Annotated in this window: 18 protein-coding genes; 12 read left to right on the top strand and 6 right to left on the bottom strand. The window is 57.6% G+C overall.

The genetic code is table 11. The annotated features are described in order from the left end of the window. Window positions 1-165 precede the first annotated feature (165 nt). Window positions 166-2,142 carry a ComEC/Rec2 family competence protein gene (locus tag Q1K31_RS08710; protein ID WP_300379036.1) on the top strand — a complete coding sequence of 659 codons (1,977 nt, stop codon included), beginning with the start codon at window positions 166-168 and terminating at the stop codon, window positions 2,140-2,142. Here the strand turns inward: Q1K31_RS08710 and lexA are convergent, their stop codons facing one another. The 6 genes from lexA to Q1K31_RS08740 form a co-directional block, all read right to left on the bottom strand. After that, window positions 2,143-2,826, bottom strand: coding sequence for a transcriptional repressor LexA (gene lexA, locus Q1K31_RS08715; protein WP_300378825.1), 684 nt, complete (start codon window positions 2,824-2,826; stop codon window positions 2,143-2,145). Between the two features lie 64 nt (window positions 2,827-2,890). Further along, on the bottom strand, window positions 2,891-3,691 hold the full coding sequence (trpC, locus tag Q1K31_RS08720) for an indole-3-glycerol phosphate synthase TrpC (RefSeq protein WP_300378827.1): 801 nt from the start codon (window positions 3,689-3,691) through the stop codon (window positions 2,891-2,893). Between the two features lie 3 nt (window positions 3,692-3,694). Continuing rightward, window positions 3,695-4,723 (bottom strand): anthranilate phosphoribosyltransferase, encoded by a 1,029-nt coding sequence (gene trpD, locus Q1K31_RS08725; protein WP_300378829.1) that lies wholly within the window; start codon window positions 4,721-4,723, stop codon window positions 3,695-3,697. Further along, window positions 4,720-5,286 (bottom strand): aminodeoxychorismate/anthranilate synthase component II, encoded by a 567-nt coding sequence (locus Q1K31_RS08730; RefSeq protein WP_300378831.1) that lies wholly within the window; start codon window positions 5,284-5,286, stop codon window positions 4,720-4,722. The genes trpD and Q1K31_RS08730 overlap by 4 nt, the downstream gene beginning before the upstream one ends. Further along, window positions 5,283-6,713 (bottom strand): anthranilate synthase component I, encoded by a 1,431-nt coding sequence (gene trpE, locus Q1K31_RS08735; protein ID WP_300378833.1) that lies wholly within the window; start codon window positions 6,711-6,713, stop codon window positions 5,283-5,285. The genes Q1K31_RS08730 and trpE overlap by 4 nt, the downstream gene beginning before the upstream one ends. After that, window positions 6,710-8,614 (bottom strand): SurA N-terminal domain-containing protein, encoded by a 1,905-nt coding sequence (locus tag Q1K31_RS08740; RefSeq protein ID WP_300378835.1) that lies wholly within the window; start codon window positions 8,612-8,614, stop codon window positions 6,710-6,712. Before Q1K31_RS08740 ends, trpE begins: the two co-directional genes overlap by 4 nt. Before the next feature lie 87 nt (window positions 8,615-8,701). Here Q1K31_RS08740 and tpiA point away from each other — a divergent pair, with 87 nt between their 5' ends. The 11 genes from tpiA to lpdA all read left to right on the top strand — a co-directional run bounded on the left by tpiA (window position 8,702) and on the right by lpdA (window position 19,419). Then, a complete protein-coding gene (gene tpiA / locus Q1K31_RS08745; RefSeq protein ID WP_300378837.1) occupies window positions 8,702-9,457 on the top strand; it encodes a triose-phosphate isomerase in 756 nt (251 codons plus the stop codon). A gap of 67 nt (window positions 9,458-9,524) precedes the next feature. Continuing rightward, window positions 9,525-10,025 (top strand): preprotein translocase subunit SecG, encoded by a 501-nt coding sequence (gene secG, locus Q1K31_RS08750; protein ID WP_300378839.1) that lies wholly within the window; start codon window positions 9,525-9,527, stop codon window positions 10,023-10,025. 61 nt (window positions 10,026-10,086) lie between these two features. Then, window positions 10,087-11,721: a CTP synthase gene (locus Q1K31_RS08755; protein WP_300378841.1), complete on the top strand. Its 1,635-nt coding sequence runs from the start codon at window positions 10,087-10,089 to the stop codon at window positions 11,719-11,721. Between the two features lie 87 nt (window positions 11,722-11,808). Beyond that, window positions 11,809-11,994 (top strand): 50S ribosomal protein L32, encoded by a 186-nt coding sequence (gene rpmF / locus Q1K31_RS08760; RefSeq protein ID WP_300378843.1) that lies wholly within the window; start codon window positions 11,809-11,811, stop codon window positions 11,992-11,994. Window positions 11,995-12,101: 107 nt separating this feature from the next. Then, a complete protein-coding gene (gene eno, locus Q1K31_RS08765; RefSeq protein ID WP_300378845.1) occupies window positions 12,102-13,376 on the top strand; it encodes a phosphopyruvate hydratase in 1,275 nt (424 codons plus the stop codon). A 65-nt stretch (window positions 13,377-13,441) separates the two neighbouring features. Then, window positions 13,442-13,741, top strand: coding sequence for a septum formation initiator family protein (locus Q1K31_RS08770; protein WP_300378847.1), 300 nt, complete (start codon window positions 13,442-13,444; stop codon window positions 13,739-13,741). Window positions 13,742-13,810: 69 nt separating this feature from the next. Next, complete coding sequence (gene pdhA / locus Q1K31_RS08775) at window positions 13,811-14,830, top strand: pyruvate dehydrogenase (acetyl-transferring) E1 component subunit alpha (RefSeq protein ID WP_300378849.1); 1,020 nt, start codon at window positions 13,811-13,813, stop codon at window positions 14,828-14,830. Then, window positions 14,830-16,254, top strand: coding sequence for a pyruvate dehydrogenase complex E1 component subunit beta (locus tag Q1K31_RS08780; protein ID WP_300378851.1), 1,425 nt, complete (start codon window positions 14,830-14,832; stop codon window positions 16,252-16,254). Before pdhA ends, Q1K31_RS08780 begins: the two co-directional genes overlap by 1 nt. Further along, complete coding sequence (locus tag Q1K31_RS08785; RefSeq protein WP_300378853.1) at window positions 16,247-16,570, top strand: DUF5076 domain-containing protein; 324 nt, start codon at window positions 16,247-16,249, stop codon at window positions 16,568-16,570. The genes Q1K31_RS08780 and Q1K31_RS08785 overlap by 8 nt, the downstream gene beginning before the upstream one ends. Then, complete coding sequence (locus Q1K31_RS08790) at window positions 16,570-17,994, top strand: pyruvate dehydrogenase complex dihydrolipoamide acetyltransferase (protein ID WP_300378855.1); 1,425 nt, start codon at window positions 16,570-16,572, stop codon at window positions 17,992-17,994. Before Q1K31_RS08785 ends, Q1K31_RS08790 begins: the two co-directional genes overlap by 1 nt. A 15-nt stretch (window positions 17,995-18,009) precedes the next feature. Continuing rightward, entirely contained in the window at window positions 18,010-19,419 is a 1,410-nt protein-coding gene (gene lpdA / locus Q1K31_RS08795) for a dihydrolipoyl dehydrogenase (protein WP_300378857.1), read from the top strand. The last annotated feature ends 21 nt before the right edge of the window (window positions 19,420-19,440 follow it).

A 19,440-nucleotide genomic window follows, 5' to 3' on the forward strand; every position in this document is an offset into this window, starting at 1 on the left:
AAGTCTGACAGCTCATCCATTGTTACGGGCTCTGGTGTGTCTGGCCGCCATCAACACGCTCATGCGGCTTCAGGCAAGAGCTTTACTGATGTGGCGTACGCGTCAGGGCACCGCAATGGTGATCGCGGCGTAAACCTGCCTGGGCCGCTTTATTTCGCGCTCGGTATGTGTGCGGGAGCATGCATTTACTTCTCTCTGCAGTTCGAACCCACACTTGCACAAGTTCTGGTTACTGGGGGTGTTGTAGCGGCTTTAGCAGGACTGGCACTGTTTCGTCTGGATCTGCCGCACACGGCGCGGATGGCTTTGGCCTTCATCAGCGCCATGGGCTGTGCGCTGATTGTCTCGAAAATTCATACGGATTTACGTCCTGCACCGATGGTCACGCGCACGATTGGGCCAACCATGGTGGAGGGGTGGGTGAACGATGTTGAGCCGGGCCAGAACGGCTTACGGCTGCGGATAGATGTCCACGCTGTTGCGGGGGAAAGGACACAGAACCTGCCGCGCCATATTCGCCTGACACATATGAGCGAGCTACAGGTAAGTCCAGGCCGTTTCGTGCGGTGCTGGGCCGTTCTGAGGCCGCCGCCGCAGCCGGCGCTTCCCGGTGATTATCCCTTCAACCGTCAGGCATATTTCGAGGGACTGGATGCGGTTGGATACGTCCAGGGGCGGTGTCGTGGTGGTGCGGCAGGGGTGCAGCAACGGTACATTTCGAGATTGAAAACCGGTCTTGGCGAGGTTCGTCGTGACCTGGCGCGGCATGTGAACGACATTGCTGGAAAAAGGGCTGGCGGTTTCGCAGCAGCGCTAACATCCGGCGATCGCAGCTATATGCGCCAGGCTGACATGGAAGCCCTGCGTCATTCCGGGCTGGCGCACCTGCTTGCAATATCGGGTCTTCATCTCGGTATCGTGGGTACGCTGGTCTTCTTTGCCTTCAAGCGTGGACTGTCGGCCTGGGAATGGCTGGCACTACGGGTTCCAACACAGAAGCCAGCGGCGGCCGCGGCGCTTCTTGCTACGGGGACTTACATGCTTCTTTCAGGAGCGAGTATTTCGACGCAACGAGCTTTCATAATGGCAGCAGTCGTGTTCACGGCAATTCTCCTGGACCGATCGCCGTTGAGCCTCCGCTCATTTGCAATTGCAATGATTGCGGTCATCCTCCTCCAGCCAGCGAGTGTGATGACACCGGGTTTCCAGATGTCATTTGCAGCGACCGGCGCCCTGATCGTGACGTATGAGGCCTGGAATCGCAAAAAAGCGGAGGAAGGCGAAGCGGGACGGCGGGGGATAGGGTTCGTGATGAAGTCGCTGGTTGTGACATCCATTGTTGGTGCGGCCGCTACAGCGCCTTTCGCGCTTTATCATTTCGACCGCGTGGCCCCGCTGGGCCTGATTGCCAATCTTCTGGCAATGCCGATCATAACCTTTATCAGCGCGCCCATTGCCGGGCTCGCGCTTGTCAGCTGGCCGTTCGGCCTGTCTGACATGTTCCTGCGAATCTTCGGCTGGTCTCTGGCGCGGGTCCTGGATGTCGCGCACTGGGCCGCCGATGCCGGACAATCCGGGTTGCGAATGGGCGAGCAGATGCCCACTGGCGTTCTTGTCGTTCTATGTGTCGGTCTTGTTGCCGTCTGTCTGGGGCTGGGAGTGCGTCAGAGACTGGGCGCGGCGACCGGAGGGATGGCTGCATCCGTGCTGCTGTGGACGGCGTCACCTGACATGCTGGTGCACTGGTCGGCCTCGGGCGATGTCTATCTCAATAAAGGAGAAAATGTTAAGCGACTGAGCTTTGCGGATGGCGATGGCCTCGGCCCCTTGCAATTTGCAGATATCGGAACGGACGGAAATTGTCGGGAGCAAGGTTGCCGGTTTGAGACAGTCTCAGGGGCCATCCTGATCGGGCCGGATACCTGGCTGTCAGAACGTTGCGACGACACAGTCCTGGCTATTCTCACAGACAAGCCCGTTCAGAAGGGCTGTTATCCAGACGGGGTGCAGATCGCCTGGAGAGATGTACAGATCGCTGGAGGTATCACGCTCATTCGCAAGATGACGGGTGATCTCGATCGCTACACACCGACCTGTGGGCGCCGTCCCTGGACGCCCTGTCTTCAGCGTGATTGGGACTGATCAGTCGTACCGGCGTACGAGGGCCACAAGACGGCCTTGTACACGGACACGGTCAGGACCGAAAATCCGTGTTTCGAAGGCCGGGTTGGCAGCTTCAAGCGCAATGGAAGCGCCTTTCTTGCGCAGCCGCTTCAACGTGGCCTCTTCTTCATCAATGAGCGCAACGACAATGTCGCCTGTGTTCGCGTCATCTGTACGCTTGAGGATAACCAGATCCCCATCGAGAATGCCGGCATCGATCATGGAATCGCCTTTGACCTCAAGGGCAAAATGATCCTCATCTTCCGGCAAGTGGCCGGGAGGGTGGATGCGATCAACCTCATTCTGGATCGCCTCGATTGGCACACCGGCTGCAATGCGCCCGAGAACCGGAATAGTGTGCCCGGCCATGGGAGGTGGGGTCGCTTCACTGCCGACAAGGCTGGGACGAAAGACCTGACGGCCACGCGGAGGGGCAGAGGGCGTCACTGAATCCGGCAATTTGAGAACTTCAAGAGCCCGGGCACGATTGGCCAGACGCTTCAGGAAGCCACGTTCTTCCAGCGCCGTTATCAGACGATGGATGCCGGATTTGGAGGCCAGGTTCAAAGCCTCTTTCATTTCATCAAAGGAGGGAGAAACCCCATCTTTCTTGATTCTCTCATGGATGAAGAGAAGAAGTTCTCTCTGTTTCGTCGTCAGCACGCTGGTGCCCTCCAGAATTAACCAAATTCGTTCACACCTGTTCTACATGCGTTCCCGTTTCGGGTCAATCCTCAGACGCGTTGCATAAACTTTCACACTGAGCTGTCCGGTTCTGGCTCTTCATCAGGCTTTCGCCAATAAGGAAACGGCGAGCTCCGGTGCGCCTGAGACGTGCAATATGCTCGACTTCAGAGATACCGCTTTCGGATATAAGGGTTTTTTCTGGAGCAAGTGCCGAGGCGAGCCGCTCTGTCGTCGCAAGGTCTGTGACCATGCGCTTCAGGTCCCGGTTATTTATGCCGACAAGGGGGGAGGGCAGGGCGTTTGCACGCTCAAGTTCATCAGCATCATGAACCTCGATAATAGCGTCCATCCCAAAGTCGTCCGCCATTTCGCACAGGGCACGCGCAAGTCCGTCATCAAGGGCGGAAAGGATGACGAGGATAGCATCGGCGCCACTCGCGCGGGCTTCAGCGACCTGTATTTCGTCGATCATGAAGTCCTTGCGGAGCACAGGCAGGTTTACCGCCGTCCGGATGGCCGCCATGTCCCCAAGCGATCCGCCAAAACTCTTGTAGTCAGTGAGTATGGAGAGACATGCCGCGCCGCCTGCTTCGTATTCCCTTGCGATCTCGACCGGATCTGCACCGGGCAGGATATCTCCGGCAGAAGGCGATTTGCGTTTCAGCTCACAGATCAGGGCATTCCTGCCGGAGTTGGCAACATCGCCAAGACGTTGCGCAAACCCTCTGGGCGGGGCTGCTGCTTCTGCGTCGGCTCGCAATGATGCCATGCTGTGCCGTAACTTCAGCGCGGCAACTTCATCGCGTTTGTAGTCGATGATGCGGTCGAGTGCTGTCGGCATGGTTCAGCGTTTTCCGTGGCTTATTTCGGCAAGGGTCGAGAGGGTTTGCAGGGCCTTTCCGCTATCAATGGCCTCGCCAGCCAGCCCGGCGCCGTCGACAAGCGTGTCGGCCAGGCCGAGTATGTGCAGACCAGCTGCGGCATTAAGCAGAACGACATCCCGGAACGGTCCCGGACGCCCTTCGAGCAGTTCACGTATTGCGGCTGAATTCTGATCGACATTACCGCCTTCAAGTGCGGATAGCGGACTCGTGTCGAGACCTGCATCGCCGGGAGACAATGTCATCTCCGTGAGCGCACCGTCGGAAACCTCAATAATGCGGGACGGCCCAGAGATGGAGAGTTCATCGATTCCATCCAGCCCGTGTACCAGCCAGGCTTTTTCAATGCCGAGCTTCAGCAGCGCTTCGGCCATTGGCTCCAGCCAGCGCTGGTCATACACGCCGAGAATCTGATGGCTCGCATTTGCCGGGTTGGAGAGCGGACCCAGCAGGTTGAAAATCGTGCGGATGCCGAGGCTCGCCCTCACAGGCGCGACATGCCGCATCGCGGAGTGATGGCTGCGTGCAAACAGGAAACCGACACGGGCTTCCTCAATGGAACGCAGGAAAGTGTCGGTGGTAATGTCGATCTCGACGCCGAGTGCTTCCAGCACGTCCGCAGAGCCGGTCTTTGGCGGAACGGAGCGGTTCCCGTGCTTGGCCACCCGTCCGCCTGCCGCTGCAATCACGATGGCGCTGGCGGTTGATGTATTGAGAGATGTCCATGGCAGTCCGCCTGTACCGCACGTATCGAGCAACGGACCGTCAACCGTGACGGTCCGGGCATGTTCGCGCATGACCCTTGCGCCTGCGTAGAGTTCATTGGAGGTTTCCCCGCGCACGGCCAGTCCCATAAGGAAGGCACCGACATGTTCGGGCGTGGCTTCTCCTGACAGCAGCATGTCGAAAGCCGAGACAAGCTCGCTCTGCGGCAGTTCTTCTCCGCGCGCGAGGGCCTTGAGGGAGTATTGGAGGGCGGTCGGTAGGGTCATGTCAGCTTCAGGAAGTTTTCTATCAGCTCGTGGCCATATTCCGTCCTGATGGATTCAGGGTGAAATTGCACGCCATAAAGTGGCCGGGTCTTGTGGTGGACCGCCATGATCTCTCCGTCTTCTGTCCACGCGTCAGCGAGGAGCGTATCGGGCAGGCGGTCTGCCGGAATGGCGAGGGAGTGATACCGGACCACGTCATAATGCTCTGGCAGGCCGGTGAAGAGGCCGGCCTGGTTATTTGTGATCCGCGAAACCTTGCCGTGCAGTATGGCGCGGGCATGGATGACAGGCTCGCCCATGGCATCCCCGATGGACTGGTGTCCGAGGCATACGCCAAGGATCGGCAGGTCTTCGGGGGCGGTTCTGACGAGATCCACACAGATGCCTGCTTCGCGCGGCGTGCAGGGGCCGGGCGAAAGGACAATGCCTGCCGGCCTCAGTGCTAGCGCCTCCGCGGTGGTATGTTCGTCATTGCGTATGACTTTCGTGCGCGCGCCAGCCTGCTCCAGATAGTGGACGAGGTTCCAGGTGAAGCTGTCATAATTATCGACGACGAGGATCATTGGTCGAACTCGTAGATGGCCGCCATTTCTGCAGCGCGCTTCAGGGCACCAGCCTTGTGGACGGTCTCGTCATACTCATATTGCGGCTGGCTATCGAGGACGACACCGCCGCCCGCCTGGACATGGATATGTCCATCCTTGAGGACGGCGGTGCGCAGCGCGATGCAGGTATCCATGTCGCCGTTCCAGCCGAAATAGCCGACCGCGCCGCCATAGATTCCACGCCGGGACGTTTCCAGTTCGTCGATGATCTGCATGGCGCGGATTTTCGGAGCGCCTGAGACGGTGCCAGCCGGGAGGCCTGCGAGCAGGGCGTCGACGGCATCCAGCCCGTCACGGAGATTGCCTTCGACGTGGCTGACGATATGCATGACATGACTGTAGCGCTCGACGACGAATTGCTCGCTGACCTCGACGCTGCCATAAGCCGCGACACGACCGACATCATTGCGGCCCAAGTCGAGCAGCATGAGGTGCTCTGCGCATTCTTTCTCATCGGCAAGCAGGTCTGCGGCGCGGCGCGCGTCTTCGGTCGCATCGCCCGAACGGGGGCGCGTGCCGGCTATGGGCCGGATGGCGACACGTCCCTCGCGAAGGCGCACAAGAATTTCCGGGCTCGAGCCGACAAGACGTACATCGCCCATATTCATGTGGAACATGAAAGCGGACGGGTTAAGACGGCGGAGCGCCCTGTAGAGACTGATGGACTGGCGCTTGAATGGCGAAGAAAAGCGCTGGCTCGGCACGATCTGGAAAGTGTCACCAGCACGCGCATACTCGACAGCGGCCTCGACCATTTCGAAGTAGCGTTCCTGGCTCGTATTCGACTCGAAGGGCAGGGTATCTGGTTTCTGGTCGCGCGGTGTTTCAGGTGTGAGCTTTCGAAGAGCGTCTTCGACACTGTCTAAACGCGCTTCGGCGGCAGCTATGTTACCCTGCATTGCACGGCTGACCAGCACGAGCTCCTGGTAGAGGTGGTCAAAGATGATCACGACACCGGGGATAAGCAGGAGGGCGTCTGGGACGTGGAGGTCGTCTCTGGCCTTTATCTCCACCGGTTCGACATAGCGGATCATGTCATAACCAATGTATCCGAAGGCACCAGATGCCATTGGAGGCAGGCCTGTCTCTTCCGTGACCGCTTGCGCTCGTTGAACGAAATTGCGCAGCGCCGTGACCGGGCCGCCGTCAACCGGGCTCGCATCCTCAAAGGTATGAGTGGGAGCCGTTTCGGCCTTGCCATCCGTGATACGGAACCAGATCAGCGGCTCAACGCCGACGAAGGAATAGCGTCCGAGGCGTTCACCGCCCTGTATCGACTCGAACAGGAATGCGCCAGGCGCGTCGGCGCCGAGTTTCAGCATGGCCGAGACCGGCGTTTCAATGTCACCGATCCGTCGCCGGACGATTAGCTGGTCCTGGGTCATGTATCCGGGTTTACACGGGCCTTGTAGGATTCGAGTGCCGAAGGATTGGCCTCGAGCTTCACGGCCTGCTGGATATCACTCGCGAAAGCATCGAGAAGATCGCTGGCCAGTTGTGACCGAACCTGGCGTGTGCTCACTGAGGTCATCGCATCAAGCTCCTCTTCAGAGGGCTGCTCAATGGATGTCAGCTGGATCAGCGCAACCTGGTCCTGATTCTGGGTCGGGGCGATCTGGATGTCACCTTCATTCTTCAGAGAGAAGACGCCAGAGACAAAGGCCTGCGGCAGAGGAGAATTCTGTCGAGCCTGACGGGGGAAGGGCTGTCCGGCCGATTCGACCGTGGCGCCATACTGCTCCGCTGCTGCACTCAGCGTCAGTTCACCGGATTCTATATCCTGTTTAATGGACTGTGCCGCATTCATGAGTGCCTCGGATTGTCTCTGCTGCGTCAAGCGTACACGCAGGTCTTCACGCAACTCCTCAAGCGGAGGTGTGAAGGCTTCGATCGTGCGGTCCACGCGGATGATATACGCATCTTCATCCTGTCCTATACGCGGTGTCCGCTGTCCTTCAGCAAGCTCGAAGGCACGGCTGAGGACATCCGGGTTTTTCCGCAGGGCAGAGGATGCTCGTCCATTCTGCATAACGCCATTACGGTTCACGGGTGCGAAGCTCAGGACAGGCGTTTCCATCTGCCGGCCAATTTCCTCGAGACTTGCGCCCGTACCGATCAGGCTGTCGAGTTGACTGATCGAGTCGTAGTACAGGCCTACAGCCTGTTCACGCGATAGCGTATCCACGATTTCATCGCGCACATTTTCAAACGGCTCAGTTTCACCAGGCGTAATTGAATCCAGGCGGATTATTGTGTGGAAATCACCAGTCTGGACCGGGCCAAAGATCGAGCCTCGGGCAGCATCCGGTGCAAACACGTCTTCAGCCAGTTCGCTATTTGACATGCTCTCGCGTTTTCCGGAACGTTCAGAGGCACTTACCAGCCCGTCGAGCCCTTCGCCATCATTGCCGCCAGCAATGGGGCCAAGCGCAGCCTGGGCTTGCGCTTCGGACCTGAAGGCAAATTCTGTCCATGTACGGGTATCAGGGCCGGTGTACTGCTGCATTTTTACCGCATCATAATAGGCACGAAGCTCTTCCTCGGAAAACTCGGACTGGCTGAGGAAGTCGTCCACTTTAAGATCTATGATGCTGATGGCGCGCCGCGGCGGATTGGTCAGCTGTTCTTTCTGCTCCTGATAGAAAGCATCGATATCCTCGTCTGTGACGGGCTCGATATCCGGCAGGCTTGATTCCTGTAGCATGAACCAGGAAGCGGTGCGCTGCTCTGCGGAGTACAGTGTCTGAAGCTTCGTGATCGAAGGGGCGGGTTGCAGTGCGGATTGGGCGGAACGCGTAAGTCTCGAAATTGTCAGGTCACGCTCGATGAAGCTCTGGAACATAGCCGGGCTAAAACCGATATTACGCAGCCGTGCGCGGTAAAGGTCGGTATTGAAACCGCCGCCCTCATCCAGGAACGCATCATTTTCCCGGATGACGTCTTTCACGGCTTCGTCTGTCGCGCGTGCCCCAAGCTGGCCTGCGTAAGCAACAAGAGCTGTCCTGAAGAGCTCACGCTGATAGACTTGGTCGACAAGGCCCTGCTCAACAGCCTGGGCCTTGCTTATGGCCCGTCCGCCCTGATCAGTAATGGCGCGGAGTTCGCGTTCGACTTCCTGATCAAGCTGGGCTTCAGAAAATTTTACATTACCTGCGGCAGCCATGTTGTTTCCCAGGTTGCCTGAGAAAACATCCGTCGCCCCCCAAGCGCCCATCGCGACGATGAGGAGCACGAAGAGCAGGCCCGCAAGTTTGGTGCGGAGCATATTGCGGATGAGTGTCAGCATTTGAGCTTTGCCTCGCAGTTTGCCTTGTAACCGAGCGAACTGCTTGCTAGGCGAGCGCGCTTGGACTTGCAAGATGGGGAAAACGGCATGATCAGGTCACTGATTGCTGGAAACTGGAAAATGAACGGTACGACAGTGATGCTGTCTGTCGTGGAAGAGATTGTAAATGGCCTGAAAAGCCGCGGCGACGAGGCCGATTGTCTTATCTGTCCACCAGCAACCCTGCTTTACGCGCTCTCGGATGCTGCAACAGGGACACCACTGAAGTCAGGCGGACAGGATTGCCATGCCGAACTCAATGGTGCGCATACAGGTGACATTGCTGCCGAAATGATCGCTGATGCCGGCGGGCAGTATGTCATTGTCGGCCATTCCGAACGCCGGGCTGATCATGGTGAAACCAGCGATGATGTTCGAGCGAAAGCTGAAGCTGCGTTCAGAGCCGGGCTAACGCCGATCATCTGTATTGGTGAAACCCTTGAAGAGCGTGAGGCCGGTCAAGCGCTCAACATTATCGCTCAGCAACTAGCCGCATCGCTGCCAGACAATGACGGGGATGCGGGCGCGGTTGTTGCCTATGAGCCAGTGTGGGCAATCGGCACAGGAAAGGTTGCGACAACCGAGCAGGTTGATGAAGTCCACACAGCTATTCGCAAACAGCTTGAAGAGCGTTTCGGTGCAAAAGGGGCGGGGATGCGCATTCTTTATGGAGGGTCAATGAAGCCGGAGAATGCGGGCGCGCTCCTGTCACTTACGGACGTCAATGGCGGCCTTATAGGTGGTGCCAGCTTGAAAGCTGCAGACTTTCTGGCCATTTACGACGCTGGTATCAGCAATTTGTGAGCAACAGGGCTTGGCGCGGCCGTCCTAACGTCCTATCCGGCCCCGGACTGACCCCAAAGAGATTTTCATGACCGTCATACTCGTCATCCATATCCTTGTGAGCGTTGTGCTCGTCGGCGTCGTTCTCATGCAGCGTTCAGAAGGCGGTGCGCTTGGCGTCGGTGGCGGCGGCGGTGGAGGCGGTGGCCTCATGTCCGGGCGTGGTGCAGCCGGTGCGCTAGTACGCACGACGATCATCTTCGGGGCGATGTTCTTTGTCACAAGCCTGGTTCTGACAACGATCACCAGCCGTGGATCCGACGGTCTTACGGAGATCGAGCGTCAGCTTGATGAGGAATCGGGTGGCGGTGCCGATCCACTCGACGTCGTGAATGATCCGACTTCGCCACTTTTTAATGACGAGGATACGGGCTCGGCCGAGATGTCAGCTCCGTCACAGCCCCAGACGCCTGAAGCTGAAACGCAAGCCCCTGCCGGGACTGGGACAGAGTCTTCAGACCCGCTGGCCGCTGATGTCGTTCCGCAGGACGATGAGGGTGAACAAGCTGTGGATGAACCCCAGCAATAAGTGTTTATTCGGGTGCATCGCGATTGGTGCGCCCTCAGAGAATCGGGCAAACTGACTTTCCATGACCCGCTATATTTTTATTACCGGCGGCGTGGTTTCCTCGCTAGGAAAAGGCATTGCGTCAGCGGCCATGGGCGCGCTCCTGCAGGCGCGTGGCTACAAGGTGCGGCTGCGCAAGCTCGATCCTTATCTGAATGTTGATCCCGGAACGATGTCGCCGCGCCAGCATGGCGAGGTCTATGTGACAGATGACGGCGCCGAAACCGACCTCGACCTTGGGCACTATGAGCGGTTTACGGGGGTCTCGGCGCGTCAGTCAGATAATATTACGACGGGGCGTATCTATCAGTCCATTATCGAAAAGGAGCGCCGTGGCGACTTCCTGGGCGCGACCATACAGGTCATTCCGCATGTGACGGACGCCATCAAGGACTTCGTTCTTTCCGATCCGGGAGAGAATGTGGATTTTGTCCTTTGCGAGATCGGCGGCACAGTCGGCGATATTGAAGGGCTACCCTTCTTTGAGGCGATCCGTCAGTTGGGCCAGGAGCTTGGCCCGGAGCGTGCCTGCTTCATTCATCTGACGCTGCTGCCCTACATTCCAGCCGCGGGTGAGATGAAGACCAAGCCAACGCAGCACTCCGTCAAGGAGCTGCGCTCTATCGGCATCCAGCCGCAAATTCTCCTGTGCCGGTGTGATCGGCCGATCCCCGAGACGGAGAAAGGCAAGATCGCAAGCTTCTGTAATGTGCGTCCGTCAAGCGTCATCGAGGCACGCGATGTCGGGCATATCTATGATGTGCCGGCAGCTTATCATGCCGAAGGGCTTGATACCGAAGTGCTGTGGCATTTCCGGATAGATGATGCGCCACTGCCGGACCTGACCCGCTGGAACGAGATTGCAGACACGATCCATAATCCGGATGGCGAGGTCTGTATCGGTCTGGTGGGCAAGTACACGGACGTGCCGGACGCCTATAAGTCAGTGTCCGAAGCCCTGGTTCATGGTGGGCTGGCCAACAAGGTGCGGGTGAAGGTCCGCATGATCGATTCAGAGCAGTTCGACGACGAGCATCATCCGCTTGATATCCTTGACGGTGTGCACGGCGTGCTTCTGCCTGGCGGCTTCGGAGAGCGCGGTGCGCACGGCAAGATGCGTGTCGCGAGGTTTGCGCGTGAACGGGCGTTGCCCTGTTTTGGTATCTGCTATGGCATGCAGCTTTCCGTCGTTGAGGCTGCGAGAACGCTTGCAGGTTTCAAGGCGGCGTCGACAACCGAGTTCGGTCCGACCGATGAGCCTGTTGTCGGGCTGATCGAGGAATGGACAAAGGGCAATGAACGAATCACCCGCGATGAGAACACCGACAAGGGCGGCACGATGCGTCTGGGTGCTTATCCGGCGATACTTGAAGAAGGCAGCAAGGTTGCCGAGATTTATGGCACGACAGAAATTTCGGAGCGTCATCGCCATCGCTATGAAGTGAATAGCGGTTACATCGAAGAGATGGAGGCGGCCGGCGTGAGTTTCGCTGGAATGTCGCCAGATGGCCTGCTGCCAGAGATAATCGAGCTGAAGGATCATCCCTGGTTCATCGGCGTTCAGTTCCATCCGGAGCTGAAGTCACGACCATTCGAGCCGCATCCTCTGTTTGCAAGCTTCATCAAGGCCGCGAAAGTGCAGTCACGCCTCGTCTGACGGGTTGCAATAAGTGACGTGCATAAGTATACGCGCGGTTTGAATTCACGCGCGGACTTCGTGTCCGCCAGATACTGGAACAAGACCATGGCTGTCCCGAAGAGAAAAACGACGCCGTCGAAGCGTAATATGCGCCGCGCGCACGATCGCCTCAAAGGCGCGACCTACATTGAAGATTCAGAGTCCGGTGAGCTGCGCCGCCCGCATCATATCGACCTCAAGACGGGTACGTACCGCGGACGCCAGATTCTGGAGCCGAAGGAAGACTTCTAGGCTACCGGCAGGCCTTGCGCCTGCGGGGAACACCATTTACCGATTTCTGCGCCCTCGGATATCTCCGGGGGCGCTTTCATATCCAGCTGCCAATACAGGAATACGTCATGAGCGAGATCGTCGATATTTACGCCCGCCAGATACTCGATAGCCGGGGCAATCCGACCGTTGAAGTCGACGTGACCCTCGAGAATGGGGCGACTGGACGCGCAGCGGTGCCCTCCGGCGCTTCAACGGGAGCTTACGAAGCGCACGAGTTGCGCGATGGAGACGATGCCTATGGAGGCAAGGGCGTTGCGAAAGCTGTCGACGCGGTCAATGGCGAGATCAATGACGAGCTTTCCGGCATCGACGCGACCGAGCAGCGCCTTATCGACGGGCTGATGATCGAGCTCGACGGGACAGACAACAAGAAGCGCCTTGGTGCCAATGCCATTCTTGGCGTCTCGATGGCAATCGCCAAGGCTGCCGCGGAAAGTAGCGGTCTTCCGCTCTATCGATATGTCGGCGGCACGAATGCGCGGATTTTGCCCACGCCGATGATGAATATCATCAATGGCGGCGCACATGCCGATAATCCGATCGATATCCAGGAATTCATGATCATGCCGGTTTCGGCAGAGAGCATCGTCGAAGGTGTGCAGGTTGGTGCAGAAGTCTTCCACGCACTCAAGAAGCTGCTGAGCGAAGCCGGGCAGAGCACGTCGGTTGGTGATGAGGGCGGTTTCGCGCCGGGCCTTTCTTCTACTGACGAGGCAATCGGCTTCATTATGAAGGCAATTGAGAAGGCTGGGTACAAGCCTGAAGAGGATGTCGTCCTGGCGCTCGATTCCGCGTCCACGGAATTCTACAAGAATGGCAAGTATGAACTTGCTGGGGAAAACAAGTCGCTCGATGCCGAGGGCATGTCGAAATATTTGGAAGACCTGGTCAATCGTTATCCCATCGTCTCCATCGAAGACGGTATGGCGGAAGATGACTGGGAAGGCTGGAAAACGCTGACAGATGCCATTGGCGACAAGTGCCAGCTTGTTGGTGACGACCTATTCGTCACCAATCCGGAACGCCTGGCCACAGGGCTGGAGCGCGGCGCGGCCAACTCCATTCTCGTGAAGGTCAACCAGATTGGCACTCTGTCCGAGACGCTTGATGCCGTGGAGCTAGCCCAGCGTCATGCCTATACAGCAGTCATGTCCCATCGCTCAGGTGAAACCGAGGACGCCACGATTGCTGACCTGGCCGTCGCGCTGAATTGCGGACAGATCAAGACAGGATCGCTTTCCCGTTCGGATCGCCTTGCCAAGTATAACCAGCTGATTCGTATTGAGGAGGAGCTTGGTACCGCAGCCTTGTATGCGGGCCGCTCCCTCATCAATGCATAAGCGGTAATGCAATATTAACCACGGTCGATTCTTTTGCTGATTCGTTTTCGGCAAAGGGGTCGGCCATGGCTTCGAAATATGCAGCAGCGCTGATGTGCGCCCTGACAGTCTATTTCGCCTATCATGCGCTTGCGGGCGATCAGGGGCTAGGCCATTGGAGCGACATGCAGGACACGCTTCAGGCCAAACGTGCCGAGCTTGCTGAGATCAAGGCCGCCAATGATCAGTTGCGTACAGATATTGGCCGCCTGACGCCGGGCACAGTAGATCCTGATCTGGTCGAGGAACTTGCACGGGAGGATCTGGGTTTCGTCTACGAGGATGAAATTGTCCTCTTGGTAGGTGATCCCGGCGCTGCATTTTAACATAGGTGCTAAAACTGGACGAACCTGCCCATAAAGGTCCATAACCGGGACTTCAGACAGGGAGGCTCCATGGCGAAAGCGCCGAGCAAGAATACTGGCTCAAAATCCAGTTCCAGCATGAAGCGCGAAGACGCGCTGAAGCACTATCGTGACATGCTGCTCATCCGCCGGTTCGAGGAACGGGCTGGCCAACTTTATGGTATGGGCAAGATCGCTGGCTTCTGCCACTTGTATATCGGGCAGGAAGCGGTCGTGACCGGTGTGCAGGCCTGCCTCAAGGAAGGCGACCAGATCGTGACCGGCTACCGGGATCATGGTCATATGCTCGCATGTGATATGGATCCGAAGGGGGTCATGGCTGAACTGACCGGCCGCGCCGATGGATATTCCAAGGGCAAGGGCGGTTCCATGCACATGTTCTCGAAAGAGAAGAACTTTTATGGCGGGCACGGCATTGTTGGTGCCCAGGTGCCTATTGGCACAGGTATGGCCTTCTCGAACAAGTACCGAGAGAACGACAATGTGTGCGTGACATATTTCGGCGATGGTGCAGCCAATCAGGGGCAGGTCTATGAGTCCTTCAATATGGCCTCGCTGTGGGACCTGCCGGTTGTCTATATCATTGAGAATAACCAGTACGCTATGGGCACAAGCGTTGCACGTGCGTCCGCCGAGACCGAGCTTTTCAAGCGCGGCATTTCATTCGAGATCGAGGGTGAAGAAGTCGATGGTATGGATGTCTATGCCGTGAAAAAGGCTGCGGAGAAGGCAATCAAATATGCCCGGTCGGGCAAGGGACCGTACATTCTGGAGATGAAGACCTACCGCTACCGCGGTCACTCCATGTCCGATCCGGCCAAGTATCGTAAGCGTGAAGAGGTTGATGATATTCGCACGCATCACGATCCGATCGACACCCTCAAGGCCAAGATCATGGAGGCCGAGATTGCCGATGAGGACGAGCTGAAGAAGATCGACAAGGAAATCAAGGAACTCGTAAAGGAAGCTGCCGACTTCTCACTCGATAGTCCTGAACCTGATCCATCCGAACTGTGGACCGATGTATTGCGTGAAGTGGAGTCCGCCTGATGTCCATTGATGTTCTTATGCCGGCCCTGTCTCCGACAATGGAAGAGGGCACGCTGTCTCGGTGGCTCAAACAGGAAGGCGACACTGTTTCGTCTGGCGACGTGATTGCCGAGATCGAGACCGACAAGGCGACCATGGAGGTCGAAGCTGTCGATGAGGGCACGCTTGCCAAGATACTCGTTCCTGAGGGGACGGAAGGGGTAAAGGTCAACGCTGTTATCGCCCGGCTCGCCGAAGAAGGTGAAGATGTGGGCGATGTTGATGACAGTGCGCCGTCAGAAGCCGAAGAAAGTCAGGACAAGGCCGATTCCAGCGATGATGAGGCCGAGGCTTCCGATGCTTCAGACGCCTCACCTGATGATGAAGACGCAGACGAAGAGACCGCTCCACCTGAGCCGGCTGCTGCTACACTCAAGGACCCACAGGTTCCGGAAGGCACTAGCTTCGTGGATACAGCGCTACGCGATGCCATTCGCGACGCCATGGCCGAGGAAATGCGTCGGGATGAATCCGTTTTCGTCATGGGCGAAGAGGTGGCTGAGTATCAGGGGGCCTATAAGGTGACCCGTGAGCTGCTCCAGGAGTTCGGACCTAAGCGTGTGGTCGATACACCGATTACCGAGCATGGGTTTGCTGGGCTTGGTGTGGGTGCCGCTTTTGGTGGACTGCGCCCGGTCGTCGAGTTCATGACGTTCAATTTCGCCATGCAGGCGATTGACCAGATTATCAACTCCGCCGCCAAGACGCTCTACATGTCAGGCGGCCAGATGGGTTGTCCCATCGTCTTTCGCGGACCCAATGGTGCTGCATCGCGCGTCGGGGCCCAGCACAGTCAGGACTATTCATCCTGGTATGCGCATGTGCCCGGGCTGAAAGTGGTTGCACCTTATGATGCCGCGGATGCGAAAGGTTTGCTCAAGGCGGCAATCCGTGACCCGAACCCTGTTATCTTCCTTGAGCACGAACTACTCTATGGCGAGAGTTTTCCGGTGCCGGATGTCGAGGATTATGTCCTGCCGATCGGCAAGGCGCGTGTGCGCCGTCCCGGTAAGGATGTCACGCTGGTCGCGCATTCGCGCATGGTTGGCTATGCCTTGCAGGCGGCAGAGAAGCTGGCTGAAGATGGCATTGAGGCCGAGGTGGTCGATCTGCGCTCACTGCGCCCCCTCGACACCGACACTGTGGTCGAGAGCGTGAAGAAGACCAACCGGATCGTGACGTGCGAGGAAGGCTGGCGCTTTATGGGCGTAGGGGCAGAAATCTGCGCCACCGTCATGAACGAGGCGTTCGATTACCTTGATGCCCCGCCGACGCGGGTTCACCAGAAAGATGTGCCGCTGCCTTATGCGGCCAATCTCGAGGCGCTGTCCCTGCCGGGCACGGCTGACATCATCGAGGCGGCAAAGAAGGTTTGCTATGTCTGATCAACAAAAATCACTTTCCAAACCGGCGAGTATTCCTGATGACGCCAGGGCGCAGGAATTTGTCCGCTTCTGGATCGCCAATAATACCGATCATGTCAGCCTGATGGTGGGCAGTGCGGGGGATCCGAAAAAAGAACCGGCGATGTGGGGCTTCATCCTGGCGGATATTGCCAAGCAGGTGACGAAAGTGCTTCGCGAACAGGACCCTGACGGCCTGGAAGCACAGGAAATCATGTCCCAGATCATGGGCGGCATGACGGAGCGGCTGAAGCATGCGCCACAACTCTCAGGCAAGACCATGAAGGTGGAGGACTGATGGCTGTCAATATTACTATGCCGGCCCTCTCGCCCACCATGGAAGAGGGCACGCTGGCCAAATGGCTGGTGAAACCTGGTGACACGATTTCGTCTGGCGACGTGATTGCCGAGATCGAGACCGACAAGGCGACAATGGAAGTCGAGGCGGTCGATGAGGGTACGCTTGCCAAGATCGTTATTGATGAGGGTACCGAAGGCGTGAAGGTCAATTCCGTTATCGCCGTGCTCGCCGAAGAAGGTGAGAATCCAGACGAGGTTGATGCGCCTGAGCAAGGTGAGCCAGCTCCCGATAAAGAAGAGACCAAGGGCGGCGACGAAGCCCCTGCTGAAAAGCCGGCTGAGAAACAAGCTGAAGCGCCCAAGGAAAAGAAGACCGAAGCGAAATCATCTTCAGAGGAGAAGCAGGAGAACGAGCCCAAGGAAGCCCAGCGTAAAGATGTCTCCAAGGAGCTTGGCTCAAGCGAGATGAAGCTGGCCGATGTCGGCGAGGGCAAAGACCGTATAAAGGCGAGCCCGTTGGCCCGCCGGCTTGCGAAGTTGCGCGGGATTGACCTATCTGCTCTGGAAGGCTCTGGCCCGCATGGTCGGATCGTGAAGAAGGATATCGAGGCGGCAGAGCCGGGTAAGGCGGCTGCCAAACCGGATGCTGACCAGGCGAAAGCGCCAGGCCAGCCTGCCTCGCCAGATGGGCTTATCATGCCTCAGGTCCTCGATGACCGGGTCTATGATCCTGAAAGCTACGAGCTGAAGCCACTTGATGGTGTGCGCAAGACGGTCGCCAAGCGCCTGACGCAGAGTTTCATGCAGGTCCCGCATTTCCCGCTCAACGTGGACATGAAGCTCGACCGGCTTCTTGCAGTGCGTAAGGACATCAACGAAGCCGCACCGGAAGGTGTGAAAGTCTCCGTCAATGACATGCTGATCAAGGCGTCAGCCTTGGCGCTCATGGCCGAGCCGGACTGCAATGCGAGCTTCACTGACAAAGGTATTGCCTACCACAAGTCGGCACATGTCTCGGTCGCTGTGGCAATTGATGGCGGACTGATCACGCCGGTGATCTTCAATGCCCAGACCAAGGGGCTTGCGACGATTGCCGCAGAGATGAAGGATCTCGCGACTCGTGCACGTGAGCGGAAGCTGAAGCCCCAGGAATATTCCGGTGGTACATTCTCCATCTCGAATCTTGGCATGTTCGGGATCACGTCCTTCGGTTCAATTATCAATCAGCCTGAAGGAATGATCCTGTCTGTTGGCACCGGCGAGAAGCGCCCGGTGGTCAACGAGAATGACGAGATCGTTCCGGCAACAGTAATGACCGTGACGCTGTCATGTGATCACCGCGTGATTGGTGGGGCCGAAGGTGCGCGCTGGCTGGCCGCCTTCAAGCGTTACGTCGAACGCCCGGAAAGCATGCTGCTCTAATGTCTGGAGGCCAAAATGGCTGATTATGACCTGATCGTTGTTGGCTCAGGCCCGGGCGGCTACGTGGCCGCCATCCGTGCCTCACAGCTTGGAATGAAAACCGCCATCGTCGAACGCGAGAATCTGGGCGGTATCTGCCTCAACTGGGGCTGCATCCCGACCAAAGCGCTGCTGCGGTCGGCCGAGGTGTTGCATTACGCCAATAATGCCAAACAGTTCGGCTTGAAGATCGACAAGGCCGATTTCGATCTTGAAGGCGTTGTGAAACGCTCTCGCGATATCGCAAAACAGCTTTCCTCCGGCGTCAGTCACCTGATGAAAAAGAACAAGATCGACGTCATTATGGGCGAAGCAACCCTGAAAAAGGGCAAGGAGGCGCCGGGCGTGTCTGTGAAAGACAAGGATGGCAAGGCCAAGGACTACCAGGCCAAGCATGTGCTGTTGGCAACTGGCGCTCGCGCGCGGTCTATACCGCAAGCCGGTCTGGAGCCGGACGGTGAGCTTATCTGGACCTATCGCGAAGCAATGGTGCCGAAATCCACTCCGAAGAAATTGCTTGTCATCGGCTCAGGCGCGATCGGCATTGAGTTCGCAAGTTTTTATAACGAGCTTGGAAGTGATGTAACGGTCGTGGAGGCTATGGATCGGATCCTGCCCGTTGAGGATGAGGAAATTTCTGGACTGGCCCGCAAGCAGTTTGAGAAGCAGGGGCTCAAGTTCCATACAGGTGCGCAGGTCAAGTCCCTGAAGAAGGGCAAGAACGATGTAACCGCGGAAGTTTCCGTTGGTGGGAAGTCCGAGACGATCAAGGCGGACCGTGTGATCCTCGCCATCGGGATTGTCGGTAATGTCGAGAATCTCGGTCTGGAAGATCTCGGCGTGAAGGTTGAGAAGACCCATGTCAAAGTCGATGGATTTGGCCGTACAGGCGTACAGGGGCTTTACGCTATTGGTGACCTGACTGGCCCGCCCTGGCTTGCCCACAAGGCCAGCCATGAGGGCGTGATATGTGTGGAAGGCATAGCGGGAGAGAACACCTCTCATCCCTTTGATGCTTCGAATGTACCGGGCTGTACCTATTCTCATCCACAGATCGCCAGCGTCGGCTTGACAGAAGCGCAAGCAAAGGAAGCCGGGCACAAGGTAAAAGTCGGCAAGTTTCCGTTCATCGGCAACGGTAAGGCCATCGCTCTAGGTGCGAGTGATGGGCTTGTGAAGACAGTCTTTGATGCGGAAACCGGAGAGCTGCTTGGTGCCCATATGGTTGGCGCTGAAGTGACCGAGCTCATTCAGGGGTATGTCATCGCCCGCGAAGGAGAGCTGACCGAAGCGGAGCTGATGAATACCATCTTCCCGCACCCGACGCTTTCAGAAATGATGCATGAGTCCGTGCTCTCTGCTTATGGGCGTGTCCTGCATATATAACGGTTCGCTTTGCTTGACGTC

Source organism: Henriciella sp., from assembly GCF_029936995.1.
In the GTDB taxonomy this organism is placed as follows: domain Bacteria; phylum Pseudomonadota; class Alphaproteobacteria; order Caulobacterales; family Hyphomonadaceae; genus Henriciella.